15 protein-coding genes are annotated in these 12,804 nt (G+C 37.3%); 14 read left to right on the top strand and 1 reads right to left on the bottom strand.

Annotation, left to right across the window (positions count from 1 at the left end):
- Positions 1 to 59 precede the first annotated feature (59 nt).
- From MHI10_RS14050 to MHI10_RS14005, 10 genes are all read left to right on the top strand, one after another.
- Complete coding sequence (locus MHI10_RS14050) at positions 60 to 473, top strand: response regulator (RefSeq protein WP_340786406.1); 414 nt, start codon at positions 60 to 62, stop codon at positions 471 to 473.
- 250 nt (positions 474 to 723) lie between these two features.
- Entirely contained in the window at positions 724 to 1,686 is a 963-nt protein-coding gene (locus MHI10_RS14045; RefSeq protein ID WP_340786403.1) for a PstS family phosphate ABC transporter substrate-binding protein, read from the top strand.
- A gap of 75 nt (positions 1,687 to 1,761) precedes the next feature.
- On the top strand, positions 1,762 to 2,706 hold the full coding sequence (gene pstC / locus MHI10_RS14040) for a phosphate ABC transporter permease subunit PstC (RefSeq protein WP_340786401.1): 945 nt from the start codon (positions 1,762 to 1,764) through the stop codon (positions 2,704 to 2,706).
- Position 2,707: 1 nt separating this feature from the next.
- Entirely contained in the window at positions 2,708 to 3,586 is an 879-nt protein-coding gene (pstA, locus tag MHI10_RS14035; RefSeq protein WP_340786398.1) for a phosphate ABC transporter permease PstA, read from the top strand.
- Between the two features lie 81 nt (positions 3,587 to 3,667).
- Positions 3,668 to 4,411: a phosphate ABC transporter ATP-binding protein PstB gene (gene pstB / locus MHI10_RS14030; protein WP_445683227.1), complete on the top strand. Its 744-nt coding sequence runs from the start codon at positions 3,668 to 3,670 to the stop codon at positions 4,409 to 4,411.
- 20 nt (positions 4,412 to 4,431) lie between these two features.
- Entirely contained in the window at positions 4,432 to 5,085 is a 654-nt protein-coding gene (gene phoU / locus MHI10_RS14025; RefSeq protein ID WP_340789245.1) for a phosphate signaling complex protein PhoU, read from the top strand.
- Between the two features lie 129 nt (positions 5,086 to 5,214).
- Entirely contained in the window at positions 5,215 to 5,706 is a 492-nt protein-coding gene (locus tag MHI10_RS14020) for a sigma-70 family RNA polymerase sigma factor (protein WP_340786397.1), read from the top strand.
- Positions 5,699 to 6,916, top strand: coding sequence for a hypothetical protein (locus MHI10_RS14015; RefSeq protein ID WP_340786395.1), 1,218 nt, complete (start codon positions 5,699 to 5,701; stop codon positions 6,914 to 6,916). The genes MHI10_RS14020 and MHI10_RS14015 overlap by 8 nt, the downstream gene beginning before the upstream one ends.
- A 227-nt stretch (positions 6,917 to 7,143) precedes the next feature.
- Positions 7,144 to 7,572: a GatB/YqeY domain-containing protein gene (locus MHI10_RS14010; protein ID WP_340786393.1), complete on the top strand. Its 429-nt coding sequence runs from the start codon at positions 7,144 to 7,146 to the stop codon at positions 7,570 to 7,572.
- Between the two features lie 27 nt (positions 7,573 to 7,599).
- Complete coding sequence (locus MHI10_RS14005; RefSeq protein WP_340786392.1) at positions 7,600 to 8,163, top strand: NUDIX hydrolase; 564 nt, start codon at positions 7,600 to 7,602, stop codon at positions 8,161 to 8,163.
- Between the two features lie 76 nt (positions 8,164 to 8,239).
- On the opposite strand, the gene MHI10_RS14000 is transcribed toward MHI10_RS14005, so the two are convergent.
- On the bottom strand, positions 8,240 to 9,109 hold the full coding sequence (locus MHI10_RS14000; RefSeq protein ID WP_340786391.1) for a hypothetical protein: 870 nt from the start codon (positions 9,107 to 9,109) through the stop codon (positions 8,240 to 8,242).
- Between the two features lie 145 nt (positions 9,110 to 9,254).
- On the opposite strand from MHI10_RS14000, the gene MHI10_RS13995 reads away from it, so the two are divergent.
- From MHI10_RS13995 to MHI10_RS13980, 4 genes are all read left to right on the top strand, one after another.
- Entirely contained in the window at positions 9,255 to 9,872 is a 618-nt protein-coding gene (locus MHI10_RS13995; RefSeq protein ID WP_340786389.1) for a nitroreductase family protein, read from the top strand.
- Between the two features lie 291 nt (positions 9,873 to 10,163).
- Positions 10,164 to 10,385 carry a phosphate-starvation-inducible protein PsiE gene (locus tag MHI10_RS13990; RefSeq protein WP_340786387.1) on the top strand — a complete coding sequence of 74 codons (222 nt, stop codon included), beginning with the start codon at positions 10,164 to 10,166 and terminating at the stop codon, positions 10,383 to 10,385.
- A 223-nt stretch (positions 10,386 to 10,608) separates the two neighbouring features.
- Complete coding sequence (locus MHI10_RS13985) at positions 10,609 to 11,394, top strand: hypothetical protein (protein ID WP_340786386.1); 786 nt, start codon at positions 10,609 to 10,611, stop codon at positions 11,392 to 11,394.
- A gap of 164 nt (positions 11,395 to 11,558) precedes the next feature.
- Positions 11,559 to 12,758 carry an iron-containing alcohol dehydrogenase gene (locus tag MHI10_RS13980; RefSeq protein WP_340786384.1) on the top strand — a complete coding sequence of 400 codons (1,200 nt, stop codon included), beginning with the start codon at positions 11,559 to 11,561 and terminating at the stop codon, positions 12,756 to 12,758.
- Positions 12,759 to 12,804: the final 46 nt, after the last annotated feature.

The raw sequence follows: 12,804 nt of genomic DNA, 5'->3' as shown, positions 1-12,804 counted from the left end.
ATTTAATCCCGTAGTGAATAGCGCTACGGGATTTTTGTTTGAGGAATGGGAGATTAAAGATGAGAAATAAAATATCGCACGGAATCGTTTTTTTAGGTGCTATTAGTAATGCCATTATATTAGCATCTATGAATATATCCATTTGGATTATCATTTTAACAACGGTTATTTATGTTTTTATTTTTGAATTAATTATTTATTCATTAGGACCGCGTTTAGTGCGTGCTGAGCGGGAACGTAATGTGACGACATATCCTTTTTTACGTGAGCTAGTAGGCGCGAAAAAAGCAACTGTAACATTAAAGGATGGCACTATTATTTACAATGCTAAATTTGAAGGCTATGCAAATGTAAAAGATGCAAAAACAATTTTAGTACATATTGCGACAATCAAAACAAAAAAGGAACCATCAAAAATACAAGAACAAGAAATCAAATTAGCCGATATTGCTAGTGTGAAGAAAATACAATAGAGACTATTTTCCGAAAGTCTTAAAATCTGGAATCCACCACTTTGAATGTTAAAGTGGTGGATTTTTAAGGTGTAAGAAACAAATTATCATGTCATCGAATCCCTCCGAATAACAATTCCCCCCTCTCCATTTACAATTCGAACAATCCTTTACATATCCTTAACGAATCAAATACATCCTCTCAACAAATTGTCATTATAGTGAGAACTGTAAGAAAAATTCATTTTAAAAACAAGCGGAGGAATTACAAATGAAAAAGTGGCAGTACTTAACATCAACAGCATTACTTGGCTCAGCATTACTATTAGGTGCGTGTGGTGGAGAAGATGATACAACACAACCAGCAAAAACAGGTGCAGATCAAGCGCAAGCAGGTGATGCGCAATTAGCAGGTACAGTTGCAGGTGATGGTTCATCTACGGTAGCCCCAATTACAGAAGCGTTAGTTGAAGAATACGCAGGAGTACAAAAAGATGTACGCGTATCTGTTGGTGTATCGGGTACAGGCGGCGGATTCGAAAAATTCATCAATGGTGAAACAGATTTCACAAATGCATCTCGCCCAATTAAAGATACGGAAACAGAAAAGTTAGCGGCAGCAAACATTGATTTCACTGAATTTGAATTAGCCTACGACGGTTTATCAGTAGTAATTCACCCAGAAAATACATGGGCAAAAGAATTAACAGTCGATCAATTAAAGAAAATTTGGGTTGAAGACGGTACAAAGAAAAAATGGTCAGATATTGAACCTTCTTGGCCAGCAGAAGAAATCGTATTTTACTCACCGGGTGCTGACTCAGGCACATATGACTACTTTGATGAAGTTATTTTAGACGGTGAAGATATTGTAAAAAATGCGACTTTATCTGAAGATGACAACGTATTAGTACAAGGAATTACAGCAGATAAAAACGCAATTGGTTACTTCGGCTATGCGTATTACTTAGAAAACAAAAACAAGTTACAAGTCGTAACAGTTGATGGGGTAGAGCCGACGAACGACACAATCGAATCAGGTGAATATTCACCGTTATCTCGTCCTCTATTCATTTACTTTAAAAACAGTGCAATTAAAGATAACGAAGCAGCTTATGACTTTATGAAATTCTCTTTAGAGCATGCAGGAGAAATGGCTGAAGTCGTTGGTTATGTAAGTCTACCAGAAGAAAAATATGAAGAAGGCTTAAAAAAATTAGAAGGTTTAAAATAAATAGCTAGATAAAAGTGTAGGGTAGATGTCCTGCCCTACATTTTTCCTCTTCATGAAGGAAGGAGTATTTGATACATGACTTCTAAGCAACATGAGTCATCACCAGTCCAACAGCTGATTGCACAGTCTCGCAATCGCAAAGGAAAGAAAGTAATCGAAAAAATAATACCAATTGGCCTTTTTTTAGCAGCATCCATTTCGGTACTTACGACTTTTGGGATTGTTTTCACATTAATATTTGAGACAGTAGAATTTTTTACACGTGTATCCATTACGGATTATTTATTCGGTAAAGAATGGCTTCCGTTTTCAGGGAAAGAGCCACTTTACGGAATATTACCACTTATATTAGGGACGTTTAAAGTAACATTAATTGCTATTTTAGTCGCTGTTCCATTTGGTTTAGGTGCAGCTATTTATTTAAGTGAATATGCTTCTGAGCGCGTTCGCAAAACGATTAAACCAATATTAGAAGTGCTAGCAGGTGTTCCTACTATTGTTTATGGGTTCTTTGCATTAACATTTGTTACACCGATTTTACAAGCTCTTATTCCTAGTTTAAAAATATTTAATGCAGTAAGTCCAGGAATTGTGGTCGGCATTATGGTATTACCGATGATTGCTTCGATGTCTGAAGATGCGATGAGCTCTGTCCCAAAATCAATAAGAGAAGGGGCACTTGGTTTAGGCGCTACGAAACTTGAAGTATCACTAAAAGTTGTTTTACCTGCTGCATTATCAGGTATTATTGCATCGATTGTACTTGCTGTGTCTCGTGCAATTGGGGAAACAATGATCGTATCATTAGCAGGCGGATCAACACCGAGATTTGATTTTGGTGTGACGGATTCGATTCAAACGATGACAGCTTACATCGTACAAGTAACAACGGGTGATGCTGGATACGGTACGACGATTTATTACTCGATTTATGCAGTAGGTTTCACATTATTTATCTTTACATTAGTCATGAACTTACTAGCTAGCTATATTTCAAAACGATTCAGAGAGGAGTATTAAAATGCGCTATTTACAACAAGAACATGTGATGAAGCGAATGAATAAGCGCCTCGTATGGAATCGGGTTTGGAAAGGTGTATTTATTGCGGCGACAAGCTTTGCATTAATCGCACTCGCTATATTAATATACCGAATTTTTTCACAAGGAATGGGTTATTTAAACTTCGACTTTTTAACAAACTTTGCATCGCGTATTCCTGCAAATGCAGGGATTAAAGCAGCATTAGTCGGATCGCTTTGTTTAATGGCAGTCGTAGCGCCTGTTTCAATCATTTTAGGTGTAAGCACAGCCATTTATTTAGAAGAATATGCAAAGAAAAATAAATTGAATGATTTTATTCGCATGAACATTTCTAACTTAGCAGGTGTTCCGTCGATAGTCTTTGGATTACTTGGTTTAACGATTTTCGTTCGTATGCTTGGTATGGGGAAAAGTATTTTAGCGGCAGGATTGACGATGAGTTTGCTCATATTACCGGTCATTATCGTAGCGGCACAAGAGGCTATCCGTGCTGTACCGAAAGAGCAACGGGAAGCTTCGTACGGGATGGGGGCAACAAAATGGCAAACGATTATTCGTGTTGTCATACCAGCAGCCATACCAGGTATTTTAACGGGGAGTATTTTAGCGCTATCACGTGCCATTGGGGAAACGGCACCACTTGTTGTTATCGGGATTCCAGTTATCCTACAATTTTTACCGACAAGTATGCTCGATACATTTACTGCATTACCAATGCAAATTTTTGACTGGGCAAAACGTCCACAAGAAGAGTTCCAGTACGTAGCATCTGCGGGGATTATCGTTTTAATGGCAGTACTGATCTTTATGAATTCTATTGCGGTTTTCATTCGAAATAAATTCCAAAAACGTTATTAGGAGATGGAAAAATTGGTTCAAATGTTAGAAAAACAACAATCGAAAAGTCCAATTATTCAGCTAAATGAGCGTTCGTCTGTTATGGAATCAAAGGGCTTCAATCTTTGGTACGGAGAGCATCATGCACTGAAAGATATTAATTTAAATATGAAGGAAAATGAAGTAACGGCGATTATTGGTCCTTCAGGCTGCGGGAAATCAACGTATATAAAAGCGTTAAATCGTATGGTTGAGCTTGTTCCGATTGTTCGTACAAATGGTGAAGTGAACTATCGTGGGCGTAATATTTTCGAAAAAGGTTATGAAGTTGAGGAATTGCGTACAAAAGTAGGGATGGTTTTCCAAAAGCCAAATCCGTTTCCGAAATCGATTTATGACAATATTGCCTATGGACCACGCATTCATGGCATTAAAAATAAGAAAATTTTAGATGAAATTGTTGAAAAGTCATTGCGCGGGGCAGCGATTTGGGATGAAGTAAAGGATCGTCTCAATCAAAACGCATATGGCTTATCAGGTGGGCAACAACAGCGTATTTGTATCGCACGTTGTTTAGCAATTGAGCCAGACGTTATTTTAATGGACGAGCCAACAAGTGCACTTGATCCGATTTCAACATTAAAAGTTGAAGAGCTTGTGCAAGAAATGAAAGAAAATTATTCGATTGTTATAGTTACGCATAACATGCAGCAGGCAGCTCGTATTTCAGATAAGACGGCATTTTTCTTAAACGGGGAAGTCATTGAATTTGACCAAACCGATACAATTTTCTCAACTCCGAGCGATCAACGTACGGAAGATTATATTTCTGGTCGATTCGGCTAAGGGAAAGGTGAGTGGAAACAATGGTTCGTGAGCGTTTTGAACATGATTTAATTGCAGTACAGCAAGAGTTAATGGAGCTTTGCGATAAAAGTGTCGATGCATTAGAGCTTTCATTTAAAGCGTTTATGACGAAAGATATTGATTTAGCGTTAGCTGTCATTGATATGGATTCGCAAATTAATCATTTAGAGGAAGCGATTAATGACCGTGTAATATTGTTGCTTGCTAAGCAGCAGCCGGTCGCTACGGATTTACGCCGATTAATTGTTGTCATTAAAGCAGCTTCCGATATGGAGCGAGTAGGTGACTATGCTGTAAATATCGCGAAAGATACGATACGCATCGGAAAAGATCCATTTATCACAAGCGTCGAGCCGATAGAAGAAATGTTCCATAAAACGGTGTCGATGCTACGCCATATTATTGAAGCATTCATTGAAGAAAATATGGTAAAAGCAAAGGAAATTGCCGAGCTAGATGATCAGGTCGATGAACTATACGGCAGTACGATTAGTCAGTTAATGAAGCTCAACGTTTCGAATGAGCATGTCGCACAAATTACGAATTTATCGTTCATTTGCCGCTATGTAGAACGTTGTGCAGACCATGCAACGAATATCGCCGAGCATTTATTTTACTTAGTCAAAGGCAAGCATTATGAATTAAATAATTGACGGACTCAAGTATAAGGGGATATTTCTTCTTATGCTTTTTTGTTTTGCATGTAAACTAATAGAAAATACATATTTTTGAAACGTACGGCCTGTGACAATCGTTTAACAAGTAGGAAGGGGGAGACAGATTTGGAATTAGAGCAAATTATCGAGGAATACAGCAATCATTTATTACGACTTGCCTATTTTTATACGAAAAATCAAGCGGCTGCTGAAGATGTTGTACAAGATGTACTAATCAAATTTTATCAATCTAATTATGAAGAACGTGGACAAGTAAAGGCATATTTAACGACGATGACGATTAATAAAAGCAAGGACTACTTAAAAAGTTGGGCATATAAAAAAATTCAATTGCAAACAAAATGGTGGATGAAAACGTCGGACCCAGATCATGTTGTGCAGCAAGAGGAACGTTCAAAAATTGGGGCGGCCATTTTAAAACTTCCATTAAAATACCGTGAGCCAATCATTTTGTACTACTATGAAGAGTTGCCAATCCAGCGAGTAGCGGAACTGTTGGAGTTACCAGAAAACACAGTGAAAACCCAATTACGACGCGCACGCGAGCAGTTACGACCTACATTAGAAGGGGAATGGGAGGTGCTGAACCATGAATGATTATAAACGTGCTTTAAATGAAGTGGCAGGGGATATGAAAGAGAGTGAACAACGGTTAAAGAATAAATTACTGCATAACAAATCACCAAAACGAAAAAAGCCATTTTATTTGGTTCCAGTGGGTATTACAGCACTATTTATGATGTTAATGGCGAGTTGGTTTATGATAGAGGTCAAAGTCGATACGAAGCAGGCGAATTCAAGCATTGAGGAAAATATGATTTTATTTGATTTTTATATTGCAGGGGAGCAACTATCGTTCAGGGAGAGTGGCTTTAGCAGCTATATACAAGCACTCGGTGTTTTTGAACTTGCAAAAAAATATAAGCTGTCTTATACCGACGAAGAATACAAAAAACAATTTGATCAATACAGCCAAGACCAAGATCCAGAAAATATAGGGCACCAACTATTAGAGATAGCCAATATTAGTCAGCTCCAATTTGAGGAGCGACTATTTCCAATGCTGATTGAATTAAGAATTTATCGGGATAAATTGAAGGAGGTATGGTATGAAAAATTCCCAGTCATGAATGATTTGATTGTCGAGGCATATACAACCCAGCAAGCAGAGCTTTATATGGAACAGCATTTTGCAAAAGAAATCGAACAGTTTCAGCAGGAGCATCAAATAGTAAGTATGGCCTATGGAACTATGCCAATAACTGGTGTTGTCGCGGCGGTAAATGAAAATGTGTTTTATTTTATTAAAAATATGACTGCTCAGGAACTTGCGACACTTTCAGAAGAGCAAATATTTAATCAGCCTGAAGATAAGCTAGCTACTTGGATGATGAATGGTAAAGAAGTACCTGTGCAAGTGGGGGACTATATTAAACTGAAAAATTATGGTACGAGTGCTGCGGATGATGAAAATGAGCTCGCAATTTCGGTCAATGAAGATATTGAAGTACTTTTACCTAATGAACGGGCAAGTGAAATCCAAGAAGTGACATTTGCAGATGATGCACGCCAACAAATGGAAGACTTACTTGAAAATGCTGCTTGGGAAGATCTTAATTTTACCCCTATTAAAATTTATGACAAACCAAAATACATCGTCCACGTTAATGATGCTTCCTATACAATTTGGGAAAATGCAAGAAAACAATTCATCGTAATGCCATTTGGTCAACCTAAAGTTTGGATCATGTATCAAAAGAGTAGCAAACAATTGAAAGCACTAATCGAAGAAAATGTCACAAAGTAATTTATTCCATGTTTAACTTGATTCAGCGGGGATTTATCCCCCCGCTGAATCAAGTTAAAGCTTCCGGCGGATGTCACAGATTTTAAGGGGAGCTTTTCAAGCAAGCTCGAAAAAATCTGGACGCAATTACGCTAGGGCGTAATTGATTTTTCGTGCTACAATGTGAAAGAGTAAAGTAATAACAGGCGGGGATCATATATCACCCGTAAGCAGAGGAGCAAATAAACATGATGAAAACAGAAGTATTTGAACAATTAAAGCAAGCGATGAGAGATAAAGACGCTTTAGCAAAAGGTGTTTTAACATTAGTGAAATCGGCATTGGATTTAGCGGAAAAGGAAAAAGGGGCGGCGCTTTCTCCAGAAGAAGAAATCGCTATAGTGAATCGTGAAATTAAGCAAACGAATCAATCACTTGAAGGCGCACAAAAAGCAGAGCGTGCGGATTTAATTGAAAAAGAGGAAGCGAAATTAACGATTTTAAAAAATTTCTTACCGAAGCAATTTTCAGAAGATGAGATCATTGCGGCGTTACAAGAGGCGGGAATTGCTGCTGGCATGAGCATGGGGGATGCGATGAAAATTGCGAAGCCATTATTAGTAGGAAAAGCAGATGGTGCGGCTATTTCAAAAGCAGTGAAAATGTTAATTTCTTAATAATCATTCATACTAGGAGGGTTCCTTATGAATTTACATGACCAAATTACATTATATGAACCGTATAATGAGCAGGAAAAAAAGGATCGCGAGTTAATTTTACGGGCAATGGATACATCTGTGGATGTGTTAACGCGCAATAATGAAATTCTTCATTTTACGGCATCAGCATTCGTATTTAACCGTGCACGTACACATGTCCTTATGGTGTATCATAATATTTATCAATCTTGGAGCTGGACTGGTGGGCATGCGGATGGCGAATCTGATTTACTAAAAGTTGCTAGGCAAGAAGTGATGGAGGAAACAGGTGTTTCAAAGGTTAACGTCTTAACAGAACAAATGATTTCTTTAGATATTTTGACAGTTATCGGACATGTGAAAAATGGGAGCTATGTAGCACCTCATTTACATTTGAATGCAACGTATGTATTTGAGGTGGCAGACGATGAAAGTTTACGTGCAAAGCCAGGTGAAAATAGCGCGGTCGGATGGATTCAAGTAGATGAATTAGCAGAAAAATGTGCTGAGAAGCATATGGTACCTCTGTATGAAAAAATCATTCGAAAAGTAAAAGAATTAGAACTTTAAACGAAAAAAGGTATTTTGACATAAAACATCAAAATACCTTTTTTCGTTTTTTTTAGTAGAGATCTATTGCTGTTATTTAGGCATTCATACCTTCTTCAAAATTCACTTTTCGAATACGCATTTGATCATGAAAGCGTCGTGCATCTCGGTAAGTTAGTGTCCGTGCCGGTGTGCGTAAATCGTCTACATTCATTTGGAAATGTTCAATGCGGCCCTTTGGCAAATAAATTAACCGCTGGAAAGGATTAATTGCAAGTGCATTTGAATATTTACCAAAGGCAGTGAGATTATGTCCTGGGTCAAAGTATAAATTAAGTAATGCCCGATTATGAGCGATTGCATGAGGGGTATCGCAGCTATACCAAACGTCCTTAAATGTAACACCAAGCAATACAACATATTCCAAAGCCTCTTGAATAGGAATTTGAATCGCATCGCCAGTCTTCTCATTATGGAGTTGATAAACTTTTATATTTGAATCAAAAGCATATAGCTCATGATAAATGAGAGGAATAACCGGTATTTTTACTCGATCCTTTAATACTAAGTTTAAAGGTGGTTTTTTTGCAGTTAAAAAAACATGGTTTCTTGAAAAATAAGAAAGATCTTTTCCAATTACCTGCTGGAATTGTGTATTTTCATTAATCACCGCATAATACATGTCATAAAATTGGACAATGCGAAATTTGTTTTTGTCATAGGGGCTCGTATGGATATAATCGATGCATGATTCTATTGTGTCAAAGCCTTCATAAAAATGATAGCTGTTATAAATAGATAACAGCCATTCACGGCACAAGCTATCTTCTGTTTCGAAACCAAGTGTTTCACCGGCAATTGATCTGGATGTAATTAATTTTCCGTCAAAAAGTCGTAAAAAACGAATCTCAATTAAATGTTGAACAAGGCGGATATCATAGTCCACCTGTGAAATGTTTGGTAACAATTATATCTTCCTTTCAAAAATTACTAGGCATGTATCATTATAGCATATCTGTTCATTCAAACTATTGAAAAGACTTCTATTCTATGTTAAAATTATCTCGAATTAAAGATAAAAAAATACGAGATAATATAGGTGGGATGAAATTATGGAATTTTCAAAACTAATTGACAAAAGACGTTCGGCAGGAAACTTTATTGAAGGGGTAAAGTTAACAGCGGCCGATTTAAAGCCTGTTTTTGATGAAGTTAAACTCGCACCTTCAGCCTTCAACCTTCAACATACAGAATATGTCGTTGTATTAGACGAGGAAAAAAAAGAAAAAATTCGTGAAGCAGCTTACGGGCAATATAAAGTACATTCAGCTTCTGGTGTCATTATCGTCACAGCGGATCGCTATGCTTATAAACAAACTGCATGCATCAATCAAGGAATGGTGCATTTAGGTGTCATTAACGAAACACAATTGCAACAAACGATAGATGAAAACACAGCGTTTTACGAATCTCGCGGCGAAGAATTTATGAAAGAGGATGCGGTTCGAAATGCGTCACTTTCTGCTATGATGTTCATGTTAGCTGCTAAAAATCGCGGCTTAGATACATGTCCGATGATTGGCTTTGATAAGGAAAGGGTACGTGAAATTTTAAACATTCCAAATACACATGAAATTGCTTTAATGATTACGATTGGTAAAGAAAAAGAAAGCAGCAGAAATTTACGAGGTTATCGCAAGCCGACAGAAGAATTTGTAAAGTTCGTTTAACTTGTTTCAGCTGAAGTCCCCCTACTTCTTATAAGTGTAGGATGTATGCTAAATATACAATTCTATTTAGTGTGGGTTCAACCCGCAGCTAAATCAAGTTAAGCCCCGGCGGATGTCACAGATTTTGTTAGGGGAGTTTTTCGAGCAAGCTCGAAAAAAATCTGGACGCAATTACGCCATAGCGTAATTGATAATGGTTAGCAAAACAATTAGAAATTTAAATATATTTTACAAAATATCATATGGCTATGCTAAAATAACGTTGTATAACCAAAAGGGAGGCTGTTTTTAATGGCAAAGAAAGTAAAAGAATATACAATCGCACCTGAGCGTGTGGAAGAAGCGTTAAACGTTCGTGACCGTATGATTATTGAATTATTAGTACAAGTATTAGATGAGCAATTAGTAATTGAGCGCCCAGTTTTACAAGAGCGTTTACAAAACTTAATTGAACTATCTAGCCATGACCGTGAGTTAAAAGATACATTACACGGCTTAACAAAAAAACTATAATTTGATTTAATTACATACAGGCAACTTGTATGGAACGGCATCTGATTTGATAGATGCCGTTTTTGTATGCAATCATTCAGCTATTCATAGGAACGGAATATTTCACACATTTGATTTAATTTGTTTATTTTTGCTCACTTTTAGGTTTGAATCCCTATTTTTCAACACATTACTTCGGTATACTAGTTTTGCTTCATGAAAAAATTAAGTAGGAGTGTTTCACATGACAAAAGAGTGGCATACACAAATAACTGATGAAATCCTTCATTTTTTATATAGTCATTTCGCGTTTCAAGCTTTACAAGAGCATGAACAGCAGCAGTTTATTACCCAATTTCAGCACAATGCGCAATTTATAGAAATCGTGGAAATTGCCAGTACATTGCAGGAATCAATTTTTGAACTCGAAGCAATGATGCCAAAAATACAGGACAAAGATATTTTATTGCCTCCAGAATCGTACGAACAATTGATGAAGGAACAAACCGTTGTTTCGGACAATATTTATTATGTACCATTTGGGCAAAATGAAAAACTGTATTCACCGATCGTCATTGCTCTTCAACAATCAGATGCGATGAAAGAAATGGACGCGTTTTGCAAAGGGACTATTTTGCCTATTTTTAATTTAAGTGCGCGTCAAAAACGTGATTTAGTCATTATTCCATTTGGTCGAACTGTTGAAAAGCCGCTTTATTTTCATCATGCGCACCTACAACCGTCACTTTTTGCTGAATTTATTGGAGAGTTTAAAGGCGGGGAGGCGGAAATCCTACCTGTTTTAAACACAGCGTTTGAATTATTGCAGCAAAATCCGATTAAAAATGAAGCAGAGCTCATGATCATTACAGATAATTACTTTACAGATTTTGCAACGCTTTCTAAAAGTGAAATCGGACAAAAACTGAAACAATTAGGCGTCGAAGTATCGGTCGTTGCAATGAATGAAAAAGACTTCGACGCCCAACCAATCTCATTTGCCGATAAAGTCTTTTTTGCAGAATACTAATTTATGCGAACCCTCCTATATGTGGGTTCGTTTTTTTCGTCTAATGAACAGTTATGGGGGGCTTTAAGGGAAATGTCTAAAATTAGCGACAGAAAGGTATTGAAAAATTTAGGGAATTAGTATATAAAAAGTTAAATACTAATTTTTGGAAGGGTGCGGATTGTATGTATCAAACGTATTGCAGAACTTTTCAAAGCTCTATGAAAGTAGGGATGAAATTTTTAAATTGGCGCAAACCCGTGCTGCTAGAAGGTCCAGATAGCCTGTTAAAATTACCTGAATTAGTTAAGGGCCTTCAGTATGAACGCGTACTAATTGTCACAGATGCAGGGATTTTGAAAGCTCAGCTAATAGACACGCTTTTAGAAGCGTTCAATGCGCATGGAATTTATTATTCGATTTATGATCAAACCGTAGCAAACCCAACAATTCATAATGTAGAAGAGGCGGTCATGTTGTATCATGTGGAGCAATGCGAGGCAATCATCGCATTTGGTGGGGGTTCACCGATTGATTGTGCAAAAGCAGTTGCCGCGCGAGTAGCAAGACCAGATAAAGAGCTATCGCAAATGAAAGGCTTGTTTAAAGTCCGTAAAGATACGCCGACTTTATTTGCTGTACCAACAACTGCAGGTACTGGGAGTGAAGGGACGGTTGCAGCGGTCATATCCGATAGTGAAACACATGAAAAATATGCGATTAATGATCCTGTTTTAATCCCACATTATGCAGTATTGGATCCTTTATTAACAGTAAATTTACCAAAGAACCTTACATCTACAACAGGAATGGATGCTTTAACACATGCCGTAGAAGCGTATATTGGACGGAGCAATACAGAAGAAACTCGAAAATTTGCACGAGAAGCGGTAAAAATCATTTTTAAATATTTATATAAAGCGTATGAGGATGGCAGTGATTTAATCGCCCGAACGCAAATGCAACGTGCCTCTTATTTAGCTGGGCTGGCTTTTACGCGCGCTTATGTCGGCAATGTTCATGCGATTGCCCATACACTCGGCGGTTTTTATAATGTCCCACATGGCTTAGCAAACGCGGTTATCTTACCGCATGTGCTGAAATTTTATGGTGATTCGGCAACAACGCCATTGGCAGAGTTAGCTAATTTAGTAGGGATTGGTCAATTTGGCGATAGTGATGAAAAAAAGGCTAGTTTGTTTATTGAAGCAATTGAACAATTAAATAAAAGTATGGGCATTCCAACAAAAATTGAAGGTATTGTGAATCGTGATGTCCCGTTAATGGTTGAGCGTGCGTTAAGTGAAGCGAATCCGTTATACCCTGTACCGAAAATTATGAATAAAGATGAAATGTTTTATATTTATCAAATAATTCAAGCGTAATGAAACAAAAGCCCCTTCTAAAAAAATTGAAGGGGCCTTCGTATTG

Origin of the sequence: Solibacillus sp. FSL K6-1523 (assembly GCF_038005225.1) — a bacterium.
Classification (GTDB): Bacteria; Bacillota; Bacilli; order Bacillales_A; family Planococcaceae; genus Solibacillus.
Note: the sequence above shows the minus strand (reverse complement) of the source record. Positions and strands in the feature narration are given on the sequence as shown.